Annotated in this window: 15 protein-coding genes; 10 read left to right on the top strand and 5 right to left on the bottom strand. The window is 59.9% G+C overall.

Annotation, left to right across the window (positions count from 1 at the left end; genetic code table 11):
• Window positions 1-40: 40 nt before the first annotated feature.
• The 7 genes from ABOK31_RS21260 (at window position 41) to ABOK31_RS21230 (ending at window position 7,760) form a co-directional block, all read left to right on the top strand.
• Complete coding sequence (locus ABOK31_RS21260) at window positions 41-760, top strand: ABC transporter ATP-binding protein (protein WP_349960612.1); 720 nt, start codon at window positions 41-43, stop codon at window positions 758-760.
• Complete coding sequence (locus ABOK31_RS21255; RefSeq protein WP_349960610.1) at window positions 760-1,482, top strand: ABC transporter ATP-binding protein; 723 nt, start codon at window positions 760-762, stop codon at window positions 1,480-1,482. Before ABOK31_RS21260 ends, ABOK31_RS21255 begins: the two co-directional genes overlap by 1 nt.
• Window positions 1,469-2,332 carry a branched-chain amino acid ABC transporter permease gene (locus ABOK31_RS21250; RefSeq protein WP_174181323.1) on the top strand — a complete coding sequence of 288 codons (864 nt, stop codon included), beginning with the start codon at window positions 1,469-1,471 and terminating at the stop codon, window positions 2,330-2,332. The genes ABOK31_RS21255 and ABOK31_RS21250 overlap by 14 nt, the downstream gene beginning before the upstream one ends.
• A 7-nt stretch (window positions 2,333-2,339) precedes the next feature.
• Entirely contained in the window at window positions 2,340-3,455 is a 1,116-nt protein-coding gene (locus ABOK31_RS21245; RefSeq protein WP_349960606.1) for a branched-chain amino acid ABC transporter permease, read from the top strand.
• Window positions 3,448-5,202, top strand: a complete 1,755-nt coding sequence (locus ABOK31_RS21240) for an FAD-dependent monooxygenase (protein ID WP_349960603.1) — start codon at window positions 3,448-3,450, stop codon at window positions 5,200-5,202. Before ABOK31_RS21245 ends, ABOK31_RS21240 begins: the two co-directional genes overlap by 8 nt.
• 7 nt (window positions 5,203-5,209) lie before the next feature.
• Window positions 5,210-6,100 carry an intradiol ring-cleavage dioxygenase gene (locus ABOK31_RS21235; protein ID WP_349960601.1) on the top strand — a complete coding sequence of 297 codons (891 nt, stop codon included), beginning with the start codon at window positions 5,210-5,212 and terminating at the stop codon, window positions 6,098-6,100.
• Window positions 6,101-6,293: 193 nt separating this feature from the next.
• Window positions 6,294-7,760, top strand: coding sequence for a hypothetical protein (locus ABOK31_RS21230; RefSeq protein ID WP_349960599.1), 1,467 nt, complete (start codon window positions 6,294-6,296; stop codon window positions 7,758-7,760).
• Here ABOK31_RS21230 and ABOK31_RS21225 read toward each other — a convergent pair.
• Window positions 7,713-8,855 carry a glycosyltransferase family 4 protein gene (locus ABOK31_RS21225; RefSeq protein WP_349960597.1) on the bottom strand — a complete coding sequence of 381 codons (1,143 nt, stop codon included), beginning with the start codon at window positions 8,853-8,855 and terminating at the stop codon, window positions 7,713-7,715. The genes ABOK31_RS21230 and ABOK31_RS21225 overlap by 48 nt on opposite strands.
• Window positions 8,852-10,264, bottom strand: a complete 1,413-nt coding sequence (locus tag ABOK31_RS21220) for a lipopolysaccharide biosynthesis protein (protein ID WP_349960595.1) — start codon at window positions 10,262-10,264, stop codon at window positions 8,852-8,854. Before ABOK31_RS21220 ends, ABOK31_RS21225 begins: the two co-directional genes overlap by 4 nt.
• Before the next feature lie 242 nt (window positions 10,265-10,506).
• On the opposite strand from ABOK31_RS21220, the gene ABOK31_RS21215 reads away from it, so the two are divergent.
• Genes ABOK31_RS21215 through ABOK31_RS21205 form a run of 3 tightly spaced genes read left to right on the top strand, consistent with a single transcriptional unit; the run spans window position 10,507 to window position 15,412 of the window.
• On the top strand, window positions 10,507-12,669 hold the full coding sequence (locus tag ABOK31_RS21215) for a GumC family protein (RefSeq protein ID WP_349960594.1): 2,163 nt from the start codon (window positions 10,507-10,509) through the stop codon (window positions 12,667-12,669).
• Between the two features lie 2 nt (window positions 12,670-12,671).
• A complete protein-coding gene (locus ABOK31_RS21210; protein WP_349960592.1) occupies window positions 12,672-13,799 on the top strand; it encodes a cellulase family glycosylhydrolase in 1,128 nt (375 codons plus the stop codon).
• A gap of 59 nt (window positions 13,800-13,858) precedes the next feature.
• Window positions 13,859-15,412, top strand: a complete 1,554-nt coding sequence (locus tag ABOK31_RS21205; protein ID WP_349960590.1) for a hypothetical protein — start codon at window positions 13,859-13,861, stop codon at window positions 15,410-15,412.
• A gap of 121 nt (window positions 15,413-15,533) precedes the next feature.
• Here ABOK31_RS21205 and ABOK31_RS21200 read toward each other — a convergent pair whose 3' ends face one another.
• From ABOK31_RS21200 to ABOK31_RS21190, 3 genes are all read right to left on the bottom strand, one after another.
• Window positions 15,534-16,418, bottom strand: a complete 885-nt coding sequence (locus ABOK31_RS21200; protein WP_349960589.1) for a hypothetical protein — start codon at window positions 16,416-16,418, stop codon at window positions 15,534-15,536.
• A gap of 113 nt (window positions 16,419-16,531) precedes the next feature.
• On the bottom strand, window positions 16,532-17,881 hold the full coding sequence (locus ABOK31_RS21195) for an NAD(P)/FAD-dependent oxidoreductase (protein WP_349960587.1): 1,350 nt from the start codon (window positions 17,879-17,881) through the stop codon (window positions 16,532-16,534).
• Window positions 17,782-18,591: a WecB/TagA/CpsF family glycosyltransferase gene (locus tag ABOK31_RS21190; protein WP_349960585.1), complete on the bottom strand. Its 810-nt coding sequence runs from the start codon at window positions 18,589-18,591 to the stop codon at window positions 17,782-17,784. The genes ABOK31_RS21195 and ABOK31_RS21190 overlap by 100 nt, the downstream gene beginning before the upstream one ends.
• Window positions 18,592-19,199 lie beyond the last annotated feature (608 nt).

The following is a 19,199-nucleotide window of genomic DNA, read 5'->3' as shown; positions in this document are numbered from 1 at the left end:
GCCCGGCTTGCCGTCGGGCGGCCTCCAACGGAGAACGACAATGCCCATACTGGAATTGAACGGAGTTTCTAAATCCTTCGGCGCCCTCGTGGTTGCCGAGGATATCGGCTTCTCCGTGGAGCCAGGCGAGGCGCTCGGCGTCATCGGGCCGAACGGCGCCGGTAAGTCGACGCTGTTCAACCTCATCAACGGCAATCTCTCCGTTGCCAGAGGATCGATCGAGTTCGATGGTCGCGATGTGACGCATACACCGCCGATGCAGCGGTGCCTTGCCGGCATGGGTCGAACCTTCCAGATCCCGCAGCCGTTCGAACGCCTGACGACATATGAAAACCTGCTCGTTGCCGGTGCTTTCGGTGCCAAGGCGCGGGAAGGTGATGTTGCAGCTCTGTGCGCGGAGATTCTTGTCGAAACCGGCCTGATCGCGAAGGCCAATGTGCCGGCCGGATCGCTGACCCTGCTCGAACGCAAGCGGCTGGAGCTGGCCCGCGCGCTTGCGACCCAGCCGAAGCTGCTGCTTCTCGACGAAATCGCCGGCGGCCTGACGGAAGGCGAATGCCGCCAGCTGGTCGCGACGATCAAGCGGGTTCACCAGCGCGGCGTTGCCATCATCTGGATCGAGCATGTGCTGCACGCTTTGACTGCGGTGGCCGAGCGCATCCTCGTGCTCAATTTCGGCCGGGTGATCGGCATCGGCAAGCCCGACGCGATCATGGCGTCGAGCGAGGTGCGCGAAATCTATCTAGGGATGGACGTCTGATGGCGAGCCTTGTCGAAACCCGCGGCCTCATGGCCGCCTATGGCGATTTCCAGGCGGTGCTCGGTGTCGATCTGCATCTGGAGGCCGGCGAGACGATCGCCGTCATCGGTGCGAACGGCGCCGGCAAATCGACGCTGATGCGCTCGATTGCCGGTGTCATCGCCAACAAGCCCGAGATGGTCCTGCATCGCGGCGAGCCGATCGGTGCCCTGGCCGCCTCCGACGTGGTGCGTCGCGGCATCGCGCTCGTGCCCGAGGGCCGGAAGCTGTTTCCGTCGCTAACAGTCGAGGAAAATCTGCAGATCGGCCGTTATGGCCGGCGGGTCGCCGGGCCGTGGACGCTCAACAGCATCTATTCGCTATTCCCGGTCTTGAAGGAAAGGCGGCGCAATCCGGCGACGGCGCTTTCGGGCGGGCAGCAGCAGATGGTCGCGATCGGCCGGGCGTTGATGTCCAATCCTGAAGTCCTTCTTTGCGACGAGCTGAGCCTCGGCCTGGCCCCCGTGGTCATCAAGGATATCTATGCCGCCTTCTCCCATATCCGCGCCGCGGGTGCGGCCATCGTCATCGTCGAGCAGGATATCGCCCAGGCGCTGAAGGTCGCCGACCGCGTCTATTGCATGATGGAGGGCCGTATCACCCTGACCGGTCGCCCGGCGGAACTCGACCGAACCGACATCCATGCGGCCTATTTCGGAGCGGATACCCATGAACTGGCTTGATACGCTTCTGCAAGGTGTTCTGCTCGGCGGGCTCTATGCGCTGTTTGCAGCGGGGCTCAGCCTCGTCTTCGGCATCATGCGCCTCGTCAATCTCGCCCATGGCGATCTCATCGTGCTGGCGGCTTTCCTGATCCTGGTGCTTGTCTCATTGCTTGGGCTTGATCCTTTCCTGGCTGCGCTGATCGCGGCCCCCCTGATGTTCGCTGTCGGGTGGCTGCTGCAATATCATCTGCTGAACCGGACCCTCGGCAAGGATATCCTGCCGCCGCTGCTCGTCACCTTCGGCCTGTCGATCGTCATCCAGAACGGTCTTCTGGAAGGTTTTACTGCCGATAGCCGGCGGATCTCTGCCGGCGCTTTGGAGACGGCCTCTCTGCAATTGGGCAGCGTCAATGCCGGGCTGATGCCGTTGCTTACCTTTGCCTCGGCCGTTCTCGTCATCGTCGGTCTCAACCAGCTCATCTATCGAACCGAACTCGGCCGCGCCTTCCGCGCCACGTCGGATGATGTGGTGACGGCGAGCCTGATGGGCATTCGGCCGAATTCCATCTTCGCCATCGCGACCGGGCTTGCGATGATGATCGTGACCGTCGCCGCACTTTATCTCGGCATGCGCGCAAATTTCGATCCGACGGCCGGACCGGCACGACTGATCTACGCCTTTGAAGCCGTCATCATCGGCGGTCTCGGCTCGTTGTGGGGCACGCTTGCCGGCGGCGTCATCCTGGGGGTCGCTCAGACGTTCGGCGCGGCGATCAATCCCGAATGGCAGATCCTGGCCGGGCATATCGCCTTCCTACTCGTGCTGCTCTTCCGGCCGCGCGGCCTTTTCCCTCGGGCAGTGGATTGAGGCCGTCATGACCACAGGTTTCGAAACAATGTCGACCGAAATCGCAGTACCGCCGGGCTGGCGGGTGGAAACACGGACGCGGCTTTCCAGCATCTTCACCATCCTCTCGCTTGTCGCGGTGGTCGCGCTTGCCGCTGCACCCTTCATGGTGTCGCGCGGCGTCGTGCAGGATCTGTTCTTCATCCTGACCATGCTGGCGCTGGCGCAGAGCTGGAACCTGCTTGCCGGCTATGCAGGACTGATCTCGGTCGGGCAGCAGCTCTTTGTCGGCTGCGGCGCCTATACGCTGTTCGGCTTCGTCATTCTTGCCGGTGTCGACCCGATCCTTGCCATTCCGCTCGCCGGCCTCTTCGCAATGCTGACCGCCGCGCCGGCCGCCTTCTTTTCCTTCCGGCTTTACGGCCCCTATTTCGCGATCGGCACCTGGGTCATCGCCGAAGTCGGGCGGTTGCTGTTCGCCCAATGGAAGATGCTCGGCGGCGGCACGGGAACCTCGCTGCCGCGCGAAGCCACCAAGGATATGCTCGGTATTTCCTTGTTGCAGAACTGGTTCGGCATGCGCTCCGCGGCCGCGGCTGATGCGCTCACCTATTGGCTGGCGCTGGCGCTCGGCGCGCTGACGATCGGCTTCATCTACCGGCTGCTGCGCAGCAAGCAGGGCCTTGGCCTTGCCGCCGTACGCGACAATGAGACGGCGGCCCGTGCGCTCGGCGTCGATGCGCGCCGGCTGAAGATCGTTGTCTATCTGGCGACGGCCTTCGTGACCGGCATGGTCGGTGCGCTCATCTACCTGCAAAAGGAGCGCATATCGCCGGACGCCGCCTTCTCGCTCACTGACTGGACCGCCTATGTCGTGTTCATTGTCGTCATCGGCGGCATCGGCACCATCGAAGGGCCGCTGGTCGGTGTGCTCGTCTTCTTCCTGCTGCAGAATGCCTTTTCGAGCTACGGCTCCTGGTATCTCCTGGCGCTCGGCGCGCTCGCCATCGTCACGATGCTGTTCGCGCCACGAGGTCTCTGGGGTCTCATATCCAGCCGTACCGGTTGGGAACTCTTTCCGGTCCGTCGCCTGCTGAGAGGCGGATCAACGCTACATGATGAAAAGGGAGGGCCAAATGGCTGACATCACCACCGACGTTCTGATCATCGGTACAGGACCCGCAGGCTCTGCGACCGCTGCGCTACTTGCGACCTACGGCCTCGAGCCGATGGTGATCAACCGTTATCGCTGGCTGGCGAGCACGCCGCGCGCGCACATCACGAACCAGCGGACGATGGAGGTTCTGCGCGATCTCGGTCGTGATGTCGAAGAGGAGGCCTATCTCTTCGCGGTCGAACAGGATCTGATGGGGCAGAATGTCTTCTGCACGGCGGTTGCCGGCGAGGAGATTGGCCGCATGCAGAGCTGGGGCAACCATCCGCTGTCGCGTGCCGAGCACCTTCTTTCATCGCCCGCTCACATGAACGACTTACCGCAGACTTACATGGAGCCGCTGCTGTTCAAGACAGCCTGCTCGCGCGGCGCGCAGGCACGCATGTCGACGGAGTATGTGAGCCATGTTCAGGATGCAGATGGGGTCACGACGACCTGTCTCGACCGTCTGACCGGTAAAGAACTGACCATCCGCTCTAAGTTTCTGATCGGCGCCGACGGCGGCAATTCCAAGGTCGCGGAGCATGCCGGCCTGACCTTCGAAGGCAAGATGGGCGTCGCCGGCTCGATGAACATTCTCTTTGAGGCCGATCTCTCACGCTATGTCGCCCATCGGCCGTCGGTGCTCTATTGGGTGTTGCAGCCCGGCGCCGATGTCGGCGGCATCGGCATGGGCCTCGTGCGCATGGTGCGGCCATGGAACGAGTGGCTGATCGTCTGGGGCTATGACATCAACCAGCCTGCGCCGCAGGTCGACGATGCCTTCGCCACCAAGGTCGTGCGCGAACTGGTCGGCGTTGCCGATCTCAAGCCGAAGATCAAGTCGGTCTCGACCTGGACTGTGAACAACATGTATGCGACGAGCATGTCGAACGGCCGTGTCTTCTGCATGGGCGATGCCGTCCATCGCCATCCGCCTTCGAACGGCCTCGGTTCCAACACCTCGATCCAGGACGGCTTCAATCTTGCGTGGAAGCTTGCATTGGTCCTCAAGGGGCAGGCGGGCATGGGCCTGCTTGAGAGCTACCAAGCCGAACGCGCGCCGGTCGCCAAGCAGATCGTCACCCGCGCCAACAAGTCGATCGAGGAATTCGGCCCGATCTTCAAGTCGCTTGGCCTGCTCGATTCCGTCGATCCGGTGAAGATGCAGCAGAACATGGATGCGCGCTGCGATGACACCGCCGATGCCGAACGCCAGCGCACGGCCATTCGCGAGGCAATTGCCTATAAGGTCTATGAGTTCGACGCGCATGGCGTGGAGATGAACCATCGCTACACTTCGAATGCCGTCGTCAAGGACGGGCAGCCGGAGCCAGCCTACGAGAAGGATGCCGAGCTGCATTTCCAGCCGACGACGTGGCCGGGCGCGCGGCTGCCGCATGCCTGGCTGTTCAACGACAGCGGCAGGAAAGTATCGAGCCTCGATCTCACCGGTCATGGCGTCTTCACCATATTGACCGGTATCGGTGGTGACGGCTGGATTGCTGCGGCGAGGGCTTTGTCGAAGGAGTTGAGTTTGCCGATCGCCGTCCACAAGATCGGTCCGCGCCAGGAGTGGCAGGACCTGACGGGAGACTGGGCACGCGCCCGCGAAATCCACGACGCCGGCGTCTTGCTGGTACGTCCGGACCATCACGTCGCCTGGCGCTCGGATACGGCGGTTGACGAGCCGGAACGCGAGCTTCGCCGCGTGCTGAAGACAATTCTGGATCTGTGAGGCGATCATGAGTGTGGAAGAAAAAGGCTATTTCACCGAGGAAAATTCCGTCGAGGTGGTCACGAGCCGCAACGTCAATGCCAGGGATGCGCGGCTGAAGCAGGTGATGGAGGTCGTCACCCGCAAGCTGCACGAGGCAGTGAAGGAGCTGGAGCCGACGCAGGACGAATGGATGGAGGCGATCTTCTTCCTCACCCGCACCGGCCATACCTGCACCGACTGGCGGCAGGAGTTCATCCTGCTGTCGGATGTGCTCGGCGTGTCAATGCTGGTCGACGCGATCAACAACCGCAAGCCGTCGGGTGCTTCGGAAAGCACGGTCCTCGGGCCTTTCCATGTTGCGGACGCGCCGGAGCTGCCGATGGGCGCAAATATCTGCCTCGACCAGAAGGGCGAGGACATGGTGATCAGCGGCCGCATTCTCGATACTGACGGCAGGCCGATCGAAAACGCGGTACTTGATGTCTGGCAGGCCAATGACGAAGGCTTTTACGATGTCCAGCAGAAGGGCATCCAGCCGGATTTCAATCTGCGTGGCGTCTTCCGCACCGGCAAGGACGGGCACTACTGGTTCCGGGCGGTGAAACCGAAATATTATCCGATCCCGGACGATGGCCCAGTCGGACAATTGCTCGGTGCCCTCAGCCGCCATCCCTATCGGCCGGCCCATCTGCACTACATCATCAAGGCCGACGGCTTCGAGACGCTGACGACCCATATCTTCGATCCGGACGATCCCTATATCCGTTCCGATGCGGTGTTCGGCGTCAAGGAGAGTCTGCTTGCCGAGTTCAGGCTGACGAATGATCCAGCCCGCGCCAAGGATCTCGGTTTCCGCGGCCCGTTCTGGAAGGTCGAGCACGATTTCGTGCTGGCGCCAGAGCGCAAGCGAAATTAGGCGACAAGCGATCGCGGCGCTCCATCATGAACGCTGCGGACGCCCGAACTTGCTTATGGAAATTCTTCATTGCCGGTAGTGATATGCAATTCTTCAATACAACCTTAGAATAACGTGAAAGTAAGCTTTCCCGAATAAATGTAGTTCCCAGGTCTCAGAAGGCTCACCGATGCCGCTGCGGATGGGAAGCGCCATGTCATCGATCGATATCATCGTTCCAAAATCCGCTCCGCGCCGATGGCAGGAGATCGTCGTCGCGCGTCTGCAAGCCGACGGACACGACATCGCCGTCATACATGAATCCGTGTCGAACGCATGGCCGGCAACGGTCAACGCCGCTCTTTCTTTCGAGCGCAGGATCTTTCGCCGACGAGATCCGGCTCTTGCCGCGTCATTGTCGCAAATCCCCGCAAGCCGCCGCAGCAGGCCCGCAGCACTTCGGCTGGATCTTACAGGCAATATCGTGCCATCGGATGTTCCAACCATTGCGTTGAACTTCGACGGCTTCAATTCCGACCTGTCGGTTGCGATGGCGATCGCCGCCGGCACGTTGCCTGTCATCGAAGCTGTTCTGGATGGCAGGACCGTCATAGGCCGAGCCTGGCCGATGACCGACAAACGCGAGTCCGTGGCGCTCGGCATTGAAGATGTCCTGGCGCGCGCCATTACGCTTACCGTTTCCGTGGTTCACGCTTTTTTCGAAAACCGGCTTCTCTTGGATGAGCCAATCTCCGCGGCATCCAAGGGCCCGACAGGTGAAACGGCATCTTTTGCGTCGACTTATTTGACGGCAGCCCTGCCGCGCTTGGGTCAAGAGGCAATGCGGCGTGCGCGTTTTCGCCACGCGCATTGGCGCGTCGGTTATCGCTTTGTTGATGGGCCGGGCGTGGCGAGCACCCATGCGCTTGGATGCGGCTGGTCCGTTCTGCCGGATGCGGGAGATCGCTTCTATGCGGATCCCTTTCCGTTTCAGTGGCGGGATCGCTTCTTCCTGTTCGTCGAGGACTATCCGCACGCGACGGGCAAGGCGGTCATCTCGGTCGTGCCGTTCGACGCTGCCGGTGCTCCCCAAGAGCCGCGATGCGTGCTGGAGGAGCCCTATCATCTCTCCTATCCACAGGTCTTCGAGCGCGACGGTTCGATCTGGATGCTCCCCGAGGCCAGTTCGGGCGGAAAGTTGATCCTCTATCGGGCAACAGAGTTTCCGGATCGCTGGGTTCCTGAAGCCGTGCTCATCGACGGCGAGATTTCCGACGCGACGCTGCTCGATCATGATGGACAGCTATGGCTGTTTGCGACCAGTCGCGATGGCTACGGCAGCACCTCCGATACGCTCGTGGTCTTCCATGCGTCCCGGCTTGCCGGCCCCTGGAGGCCGCACATGTTGAACCCGGTTCTCATCGATCGCCGCATGGCGCGCCCGGGAGGCGCTTTTGTCCGCGAGGGCGGCGGCATCTATCTCCCGGTCCAGGACGGAACGCTCGGCTACGGTGGCGGCCTTGGTATCTCGCAACTGCTGCAGCTGGATGAGAGGACGGTTCGGCTATCGCCGCCCCGATTGATTGCGGCGCACGGCGACTGGCCTTATCCGAAGATCCACACGCTCAACCGGTCAGGCCGATTGGAGGTGATCGACGGGATTGCAGCCGTGCGGAAGTGAGCGGGACAGAAGCAGGGCTTCGTAGCCGGCGCACATGCGCGTCGGTGAATATTGCTCCTTCAGTTGCCGTCCGGCGGCGGCAAGCTTGGCTGCAAGCTCCGGCTTGGTGATGAGTTCGGCAATCCCATCGGCCATTCCCTTGGCATCGGCATCGACGAAGAGTGCTGCGGCTTGCCCCTCATCCGTCGTCAGCACTTCCTTGAGCACGTCAAGCTTGCTCGTGACCACCGGCAGCCCGGAAATGGCAGCCTCGACGACGGCGAGGCCGAAGGTTTCCGTCAATGATGAAAATGCATAGGCGTCTCCCGCCGCAAGGAATTCGAAGATGCGTGAGGGAGGCACTTCACCGACGAGATGCAGCCTGTCGCTGACACCGTTGGCCCTCGCAAAAGCGACGATCGCATCCTGCTCGGGGCCGGTGCCGGCGATGGCGATATGAATGTCGGGCAGATGAGCGAGGGCGCCGACGAGCGCGATCTGGTTTTTCGATGGCGCCATGCGGCCGGAAGAGACGGCCAGCCACGCCTCTCGGGGAAGGCCAAAGGCGGCGCGCGCCGATCCTTTGTCGAAGGCGATCGAGGGTGCAGGAACGCCGTGATCGATGCGTGCCGTCCGGCGCCGATAGGCTTTCGGGAAGATGTCGAACTGCGCTTCCGTCCAGCGCGAGTTGACGACATTGGCGTGATAGGCGCCGAAAGTGCCCATCAGCTTGTCGATCTGCGTCAGGATCCCCCTGACGCCGCTCGTCTGCGGCGCGCCGCTCTGGTTTGCGATGATGGAGTTTGCGCCGGCGAGCCGCGCGCCGATAGTGCCGAAAATATTGCCGTAGTGCTGGAAGGTGATCACCGCCTCCGGTCGAGCTTTGCGCAAGTAGCCCACAAGTCCGACGGCGGCGCGTATCTGGCCGAGCATGCTGCGCGGCGGCTCGGTGAGGATGAAATCCGCATGGGGATCGTGGTCGTAGACGTCGGTTTTCCGATACATGAAGACGGTACGCACGTCATGGCCACGCGCGCGCAGCCCTTCACCGACCATATCCGAAATCCTCTGTGCTCCGCCTGCCTCCGCCTGGGTCTGTACCTGCACGATTTTCATGAGCGGCCTTTCAGGAAGGAGCGGGCGGTGAGGGCGTCTTCGCCGGCAAAGAAGCCGAAGATCGACGGGTTGATGCCGATGGTGCGGCGCGCGATGAACACGGCGGTTACGCACCAAACGATGATCGTCCCGGCAATGGCGAGCGCTGCGCCGATCGGGCCGAGCCAATAGGTCAGCACGGCCGTCGCACAGAGCCCGAACGTGTTGACGATGACCAGCAGCTTGAAAAGCGCGTGCTGGAGGCCTGTCAACTGCATGAGGATTTCGGTAGGGCCGCAGGCGGTGCCGACGGTAGCGCCGATGCCGAAGATGATCAACGTCACCTGCATCGTCGGTGTGGCGTAGGCGTGATTGAAGATCGACAGGATCAGGCCGCCGAAGATCAGGAAGGATACCAGCACGCACAAGGCGATGATGAAGCCGCCGAGCGCTGCAAGGCTGGTGATACGCTGCACATGCACCTTGTCTCCGGTATAGAAGGCAGCCGAGATCTGCGGCGCAAGCGCCTGGTTGATGCCGTTGAGCGCGAGGACGACGAGCCGCATCGTTCGATCCGCGACGAAAATTGCGCCGGCGGCTTCGGGGCCGAGAATGGCCGCGACAAGCAAGGTGCTCGCCTGACTGAGCGCCGGCGGGAGTGCCGTGACGCCCCACAGGCCGAACGTCACAGTTTTGAATTCATCCTTCTGTTCTTTCGTAAGCGGGCCGCGCTGCGCGCGGATCGTGTCACGAAAAAGCACGAATGTTTGCGGAGCGATCATGAGGAGCAGCAACCCGGCAGTCAGGTAGGTTGCGGTCACCGCGCTCATCTTCATGTGCATGAAATGGGCAAGCACGAAGACCGGAATTGCCACTGCCCGCCACAGGACATCGCGCGGTAGCAGCGCAAATATCAGCGCATTCTTGGCACGAAGGGCGCAAGCGACGAATTCCGACCAGCCGAGAGCGAAGGCCAACACCATGGTCGCCACGCAGATCGCGAGCCATTCGGGCGTCTGCGTGCCGGCGAATGGCAAGAAGCCGATGATGAGAATGAGCAGACTGAAGCTTGCAAGCCCGGCAAGCGCAACAAGGATGGAGCGGGCCATCATGCCGTTTGCCGAATTCAGGTCGTTGTTGCCGGCATATTGCGGCCAGAATCTGAGCACCGCACTTTGCTGGCCGATTATTGCGAAGAAGGAGACCAGACTCGCTCCGGCATAGGCGGCGCTATAAAGACCGAACTGCCGCTCATCGGTCGTCATGGCAACCGCAACGAACATCAGGAACGACAGGCCTGCACTGGCGAGCTTGATGGCACCGGCAACGGCGCCGCTCCTGGCAAGCGCGCCGATCGACAAGCGCAGGTTGCTCGCGGGCGGCGACGTTTCGGCTGATAAAGTATCGCTGTTGCCGGCTTTCTCACCCAACGCCCTGATCCTGTATTGATTGCTATCGACCGAATGGCCTGCAGTGCCTGAAATAGAATGTATCTCTAATATCGTAAGTACTCATGCTTGCGCCAGAACGAAGTCGCAACATGGTTACTTGCGATGTCTCAAGTCGATCACACGCTCTGGTGTAAATTCAACGGATGATTAACATTATTCACTAATACTGAATTTAGTGATGTGCGATGAGCCGGAGACCCGCATTCGCGGAGAGGAACAGGATGAAGCCGTTTAACATTGACGAGCGCTCGCTTCCGCCGCTGTTCGATGTCGGTGCCGTGTGGACCATCCTGTGGCAGCGCTGGCTGACCGTATTGACGTGCACCGTTGCCGTGCTTCTCCTGACGCTGGCCTACCTTGCCGTGGCAAAGCCGAGCTATACCGCGACAGCTTCCGTCATGATCGATCCGCGCGATCCGCGCGCGACGAATCTCAACAATGTTCTGCCTGGCATCGGCAGCGACAGCGCGGCCATCGCAAGCCAGGTGTTCGTCATTGAATCGCGTGACCTGCTGATGAAGGTCTTTGAGAGCGAGAACATCGAGAACGATCCGGAATTTGGGGGTGGCGGTCTGCTGTCGCGTATTGGCCTGGCTTCGCATCCCACGAAGGATTCGATCTTCAAGAGCTTTCAGCGCGCCGTGACCGTGGAACGTGCTGGGCTTACCTATGTCATCGATGTCAGTTTCGCTTCTCGATATTCCGACAAGGCGGCGAGGATCGCCAATGCCATTGTCGATCGCTATAAGGCCGGTCTTTCGGGTGAGCGGGAGACTGCAAACAGCGACGTGAATTCGCTGCTTGCGAGCCGGATCGGCAATCTTCAGAAGAACGTCAGCGATGCCGAGCAGGAAGTCGGAGATTTCAAGGTCTCGCATCAGATCCTCGATGCTTCCGCCGGCGGCACGCTGCAGTCCCAGATTGACAAGCTTACGGATCAGTTGATAGGCGCGCGAAGCGATGCCGATCAGGCCAAGGATAAGTATGCTCAGGCGCTTGCCGCAGGCACCTCGCCGGCCGCACTTGCCAAGCTTTCGGAAATCCTTTCCTCCGAAGCCACGGTCAAACTCCGCGAGAACTACAATCAACGGGCCGCCGATCTCGCCAATTACGAGGCCATGTACCAGCCGCGCCATCCGATCATCAAAAGACTGCGATCCGAATTGGACAGGATGCAGGGTCTTATGGCCGTCGAGGCGCAGCGCATCACGCGGGAATTGAAAGCGAAGTCCGATCTGGCCGTGCAAAACGTTGTGGCGTTGCAGGCAAAGCTCGACGATCTCCGCCAAAGGCTGGAAAGCTCGGATACGGCGCAGGTGCAGTTGCGGCAGCTGGAGGCGAAGACGAAGGCGGCGCGCACGGTGCTTGACGATTTCCTGAAGCGCGCCGAGGAGACATCGCAGATGCAGGGCCTGCAGCTGCAGGAGGCGCGGGTGATCAGTGCCGCCGCTCCGCCGGTGCAGCCGACCTGGCCGAAGCCGCTGCTGTTGTTGCCGGTCAGCGCCGCTCTCGGTCTTATCATCGGCTGCGGTCTTGCTCTGGTGCGTGGACCCAGACAGCAGCCGGAACAGGATCCCACAAGCCCCATAAGACGTAGCCTCCTCGACGTCGAGCCTTACAAAGACGCTTCGTCGGAAATCGCAAAGCCGGAGCCGGCGCCCGTCAATCTTGGAGAGTACCGGCTTCCGGGCGTTGCCGGCGTCGGTGCCTATCTCAGCATTCGCGCGATGCGGCGGCGCTTTTTCCAGGCCGGAAACGAAGCCTTTTCGCGCGATGTGCTGCAGCTGATGCGGCGCATCATTCTGTATCTGACGGAGCATCCGAAACCTTATGTGCTGATGGTCTCCTCACTTCACACGCCGCTGGCGGCGAGGCTTGCAGGGGCGATGGTTGGCCTCGGTCTTCAACAGGCCGAACAGAATGTGCTCGTGGTCGAGTTCGGAGACCTGCCCGGCTTGGGAGCGCCAGCCCGCAGCGGTAACGGCGTCTTCATCAGCGGCGCGAGCGGTCTGCGAACGGTTGTGTACAATAGGCCTGTCGCCGAGAATGTAGAGTTGCCGATGCGTCTTAGCCTCGACGATATATTGGCCACGGCCGGCTCATTCGATTTCGTGCTTCTGATGGGGCCTTCCATCGTCGATGGTAACTGGGACCCGACGCTTTTTGCTGAAGCGGATCTCTTGCTTTTTGCGCTCAGCCCTGCGGAAGAGGCGGCGGAAATCGCCAACATGCTTCGCCAACGCCTTGATGCCGATCAGATCGCGCGCAGCGCCACGCTGACGATTGCGCCGGAACACGTCGATACGCGCCGCAGCCAGCCAGTGCGGCCGATCCGGTCGGCTGACGATGGAGGGCGGGGTGATCGAATCTCTGCAAGGGGATGATCGTGGGACGCGGCTTGCGATCGACGATGATATCGCGCCGAAGCGCTCTCAAGCTTGCAGGCGGCTCCATTCTGGCTGCTCTTCCTGCTGTCGGCGCGGCGCGCGCGGCGGGCAAACCCATCGTACCCTCGCGCGGCATCAATCTGCCTGGATGGTTCGATAGCAGCGATGGAGTGGCGCCAAGCGAGCCAGTGCTCGAAAAGCTTCGCCAATCGGGCTTTGAAACCATCCGCTTGCCGATTAATGGCGATCTCCTGTCGGCAGGCGATACGACCGCGCTCCATCGCATCGAGGCAGGCGTGACCGACCTCAATCGGCTGGGTTTTTCCGTCCTTGCGGACATGCATCCCTCTGCAAGTCTGCACACGGCTCTCCGTCAGGATTTCGAGGCCGGTTCGCAAAGGGCGGCCAAGGCATGGATGGCGCTAAGCAGCGTCGTCGCCAATCTCCCAGGTGAATCGGTCTACGCGGAATTGCTGAACGAGCCGCCCATGCGAAGTGACGCATGGCTTCAACTACGGGACCGGCTTGCCGAGGTCGTGCGATCCAAATGCCCGAGCCATACGCTGATTTGGGGGCCGTCGCCCTCTCAGGGCATCTGGGAAATCGGCGAAACGCCGCCTCTTGCCGATGACAACCAGATCGCCGCCATTCATTTCTACGCACCCACGGCCTTTACCCAGCAATGCGAGACCTGGGATGCGTCTCCGCTTGCGCGGATTTCGAGTTTGCCCTTTCCGGCTACTATCGAAACGCCTCTCGTGCAGGAGAGCATCGACAAGCTGCGTGCCGGCGGAGATGAGCAGGCCGCAAGTCTCATCGAAGAGCAATTGGCGACGCCCTGGACAGAAGCGGCGATCGCCACCGAGTTCGGGAGGCTGAGGCGCTGGTCCGAAACACATGACTGTCCGGTGATGATGAATGAGTTTGGCGTACTCAATTTCTGCGTCGATGCCGAAAGCCGCAGGTTCTGGGTTCGGGCCGTACGGCAAGCGGCAGAGGCCAATCAGATCGGTTGGGTCTATTGGGAACTCGATCAGGGCTTCGGCATCATCAAGAGCCGGCGCAGCACTGAGGGTTTCGACAGCGTCATGATCGCCGCACTCCTGGATGGCCGTGGCGGACGCTGAAATGCTGAGGAATATGGCAGTGAGTAACGACAACTGATGCGGACGGACGGAGTTTGACGATGAGCATCACGGAAGGTCGCGCCGGCTTCGGGGCGGGAGGCATGAGCGCGCTGCGCTCGGATGCCATCTTTCACCTTTGCATCGCCATTCTTGCGGTCATTGCCTCCGTTTCGGCGTTCGCCGTCTGGACACCTTTTGGGGTTGCCGCGACATTTGCCTTGACGCTCGTCCTGGCCATTGCTCAGCCCGGCTGCATCCCGATCGTCATTGCCTGTTCCTTTCTCTACCAGAATCTCGTGGTTGCCTGGTTCACACCTTTCGTGCCCGATCACGACACGTTCGATGCGTTGCGTGGCGCCAATTTCGTTATCCTGATGACTGCCTTCGTCGCCTTCGTCATGGCCTCCTTTCAATATCGTGTGCGGGCCCTGGCCGAATTGCGACCCTGGCTGATATTCAGTTTCGTGCTCTGCGGCATAGTTACTTTCTATCTTGCGCTCGGTGCTGTTCACGGCGGACCGAAGGATGCCGTCATCTATTTCCGCAATACGATCACCCCGCTTGCATGTTTCCACATCGCAATTCTGGCTGCCAGTCTCTATCCGGTTGACCTGCGCAAGGGCATCCTCTGGCTCTGCGCCGTTGCCATCATCTATGGCTATCTGGAACAGATCTTCCGGATGGATTTCCTCAGTCTGTTTCATGGCGATCTCTATATTCATCGTGGCCTGAAGGCTCAGATCGAGGCCGGTGTATGGGAAAAGAAGCTGAGAGAAACCGGCTTCGTGCTTCGCGGTATCGAAGATACGATGATGACGACCTTCTTCAACATCAAGCTGTTTAGCGATTTGTTTCCTCCGATCTTCCGCAATGGCGGTCCGAACTTTCATCCGATCAGCTATGCTTACGGCCTGAGCATCATGTCGGCCTGGCTCTTGTTTAGAGGGCGCTGGCTGCTGCCGATTGCCGCCCTGCCGCTGCTGCTCGTCATCGGCTCCAAGGGTGCGACGTTCATGCTGCTGGCGGCGATCGGTGCTCGGTTGATCTATCGTCCCTCCAGTGCGGAACTGACGCTGCTTGCAGTCGTCGTGCTAGCTGCCGTCTGGACGGCCGCCGCCATCCTTTTCGGTGCGACGCATGGAGATTACCATGTTCTCGGCCTGATCGCGGGTGTTCGCGAGTTCCTGCACAATCCGCTCGGGCAGGGCCTGGGGATCGGCGGCAATCTTTCGAGTACAAGTCTCAATCTGGATTGGGACCGGGCACAGGACGAGGGTGTTGCCTCCGTCCCCGTCGAAAGTGCTGTCGGCGTCATGCTCTATCAGATGGGTGTGGGCAGCTTCGTCTTCTTCGGTTTTCTTGCCGCACTGGCGCTATCGGCTCGCAGGCAGCTGATTGCCACTGGCGATCCGGACTTTCTTTTCGCTTTCGTCGCGGTCGTCACGATCGCGTCCAATGCCGTATTGCAGGAAGAGGCGTTCTTTTCACCTCTGGCGCTCGGCTTCTGCCTTCTGCTTGTCGGTGTTTCCTTTGGAGCGCGCTGGCGCTCACTCAGCATCTCGCGCGGCCTGCTCAGCCAGTCGGGAGAACATATGCCGTCGCGGCAACTATGACTCGGTCGATATTCAATCGTGCCCGCATGGAGCCGTTCGTTCAAGGGAACGAATAGCACGATTGGAAGGTGTCTAAGCCTTGCGGAAACTCCAAAAGCCCGGCGTCGGTTCTCTCTCAGGATCAGAAACCGAAGATGACGAGCTCGGTGAATGTCAGGTCTCCGAGTGAGGGCGGCTTCGGGCCTTTGAAATACTTGGTCCCGCTTCCGGCAAAGTAACGTCCGACGAGACCAGGCACCGGCCCGTTCGCGTCGACGACGCAGAGGAATATGCCTTTTCGCAGGAGATGGCGGCCGAGCGCGCCGGCGCACCGTCCGAGTTCCTCGGGCGTGCGACAGTAGATCACCTGGGCACTCGGAACGATGCCATGGAAGATGCGGCGCGTCTTGAACACGAAGGGAAATGCCCTGTCACCGTCGACACAAATCAACGACAGGCATTCGAGTGCCGCATGCTGGAGGAGGATCTCCCTGTCGCCCTGCGAGAGCATCGACATTTCGGGAAGATCGGAGCGGGCTTCGAGCACGTGGTACGGACCTCCCGCAGCACTCAACATCGGCAGGAAAGCAAGCTGCCCATCGGCATAACGGCGGAAGCCTAGCGCCTCATTGACCTTGATGGTTCCCGGGGCCGGCGAAACATTGATAAAGGTCACGTTCTTTCGTCTCAGCGCCGCGATCACCATCTTGCCGGCAAAAGCACGGTATTCCGGATCGACAGACCAGCTCGACAGATTGCAGCGGAGCTCTTCGCCCTCCAGCCCCTCATGCCGAAAATAGAGCGCCAGCAAGACGCCGACGATGCGCCCGGACATATCCAGGACGAAGCCGTATTTTGGCAGGTCGGGCACGAAAGGCCGCTTTTCCATACGCGTGACGGCACGTTCCCAATAGCCTCGGTCGCGTGTCGGAAAGTTTCTGCGGAGGCAATCGATGATGCCTTCCCAGTCACTCTCTTCGATCGGCCGGCAAGTAAGTCCAGGAGGAAATGCGCCTAAAACTGCCATCGTCAACCCCACAATATTACCGATACAGCTATGCATGCTTCACATTTTAGAAACATACTATATTTCCATTAACGAATATTTCCCGAAACATCATTTCCTGCTTGTCAGCTCGGCTATGCCACAGGTTTCGAGTTCAGCGCAGCGGATCGTAGCGCAGACCTGGTGCGTATCGTCTTGAGCTGATGAAGCTTTGCGGCAAGAGCAGGACTTATGTTTTTGATACTGTACAGCACGCGTCGACGCATGAAATGGAACTGACGGCGCAGGCGCCACCCGACATCGGTTTTCGTCGTCAGATGGAAGTGATGATCGGTCATTCGTACCGAGCTGATGTCCATATCAAGCTTTTCCGGGTCGTCGTAATAGGCAGCGATCTTGGTGTAATCGATGGAAGTTTCTGCCATCCATTGCGGGATATGCCCACAGCACAAACGCTCGACATCGGTCAGGAGCCGGCTGACCCCAAGGCCGCTTGCCGGACAGGAGGTCAGATAAGCATCTCCGATCAGCACGACGCCATCCTGCCGGCAATTTTCAGCGGCGGTTATATCGGTGAGCCAGCTATCGATCCGGCTACCGATTTCAAAATCACCAAAGGTGTCGACAAGTGATGGGAAGGCAGCTGTGAGCACCTGCTTCGGATCGTCATATAGCGATTTGACCCACGGATCGCGCGGATCCCGGAACAGAAAGAGGTTGGCTCGTGTCGTTCCCGGGACCGGAAATAGATTGAGATGGTCGATTCCATCGCCGTCACCGTGATAGGTCAGGGCGGTGTGGCGAAATCTATTGGATCGCAGCGGACGAATGTTGAAGCCGAATGCGAGCGGGCGCCGATCGCTGATCTGTCGGTGTAGAATACCAAGATCCCGGCGCAGAGTATCGCCCATACCGGTCGCGATCACCAGCAATCGCGCGGTGATTTCGTCCTGGCCAAGGACCGATATCCGCTGTTGTGCGGCTCCGATCCGCAAGCTGCGGACCTGGCCGACGACGAAATTCACCGTCTCGGGCAGCGCGCTCCGCATCGCCGTGACGAGCCTGTTGTAGAAAAATCCATAGTGCTGGCCGTGTGTCCGATCCACCACGTGTCCCTTGTGCATGTTGATGATCTCATCAAAGGGTACGGCGGCGGCCGATAGAGGTGCAAACAGCTGAAGTCGCTGCAGCTTTTCAACCTCTTCGCTACCGATCTTCTCGACACGGAACTCCTGGGGAAAGACGCGATGACGATCGATCAGCGTCACCCGATAACCAGCTCGCCCGAGCAGGCAGGCCGCAAGCGTGCCGGAAAGCCCGCCGCCGACGATGGCTATGTCGGTGTCCGTTTCGTTCGTCGGTGGCTCTATATGTCGCCCGTACATCATTTCGAATACCTCAGGATCGCGTAGATGGCGTAGGGATTGGTCGTCAGGTAGCGCCAGAACAGGCGGCGAGGCTCCATCAGCATCCGCCAGAACCACTCAAAGCCCACTCTCTGGACCCAGATGGGTGCCCTCTTCGTTCTCTCCGCCAGATGGTCGAAGAGCCCACCGGATGTCTTGATGATGCCGACATTGGCAAGCCGCGCGGCAAAATCATGCACGAAGATCTGCTCGCGCGGAACGCCGAGGCCGATCCACAATATGTCGGGCGCAAGGGCATTGATCTCGTCAAGTTTCTGTTCCAGTGCTTCTCCCGCAAGATAGCCATGGCAATGACCGGCGATATGCAAGCCGGGGTAGCGTGCCTGCACGGCGGCGACCGCTTTTTGATTTGCGGTTTCTGCCGCTCCCAGGAGATAGAAGCTTATGCCCTCCCTTTCGGCCAGTTCGGCAACATCGTGGAAGAGATCCGTTGTCGCCACGCGTTCGGGAAGCTGCACCCTGCAGAGCAAGCGCGAGGCCATGACGAGCGGCTGGCCGTCGGCCAGAATCTGATCCGCTTCCTGGAAGAGTTTGGCGATATTGGCATCCGCATGAACGCGTGCGACGACCTCGCCATTGGCCGACGTAAAGTAATAGGGCCGGCTGTCGCGGCGGCGTCTCCGCGCTACATCGACCATGAAAGAGGCGGCATTCCGTCGATTGACGACAGTGATGGGCAATCCGCCGATCAACACGCTTGGAAGCGTAAGCGGATAGTCTTGAGCAGGAATGGCGGTTCCGTGTTCGGGCGCGTCTGCCGGCTGCATTTGGCTCTCCTGATTTGAAATCTGCTCTTCGGAAACAGGATGCGCACTGGCGGCGTCCGACCCGCTGGAGCTGGATTTTTGGACGCCATTCTTGATTGAGTAAGCTCTTCCTGAATATCTTTGAGAGTCTGTACCAATATCTTGCACAACCATTACCTCCGCTTGCGTAATGGTTAGCTAATATGACTCGGAAAGTTAAGGTGTTTATTAGTATTCAGTTAATATGTAAAATTCTAAAGAAATAATATTCGTATGAGCTTAATTTCATGGAAGGTTGAATTGCCCGCAAGGCGATAAATATTCTGAAATTATTTCAGTAGTTTGAGTTCTTCTTGAGCAGTTCCGGTCGCGCGGAAAAATCGGAAACATCGTAGCGCTCGGCTCTTCTGCGGAGGAATAGATCAGTAGTGCTTCTGCTCGATGCGGCCCTGTCCGCGTTCCAGATTCAAACAGTATACGACCTTAGCGTTAGTTCGCCTTTGGATGGCAGCGATCGGCGAAAGCCGGGGCCGTTTGGCAAATGCAATCATTGAGATTGTATATTCGCATCCTCCAAACGAGCGACGGCGCTTGATCATAGTCGCATAACGTATTATATAACCACTTAT

The organism is Rhizobium sp. ZPR4, from assembly GCF_040215725.1.
GTDB classification, from domain to species: Bacteria; Pseudomonadota; Alphaproteobacteria; order Rhizobiales; family Rhizobiaceae; genus Rhizobium; species Rhizobium rhizogenes_D.
Note: the sequence above shows the minus strand (reverse complement) of the source record. Positions and strands in the feature narration are given on the sequence as shown.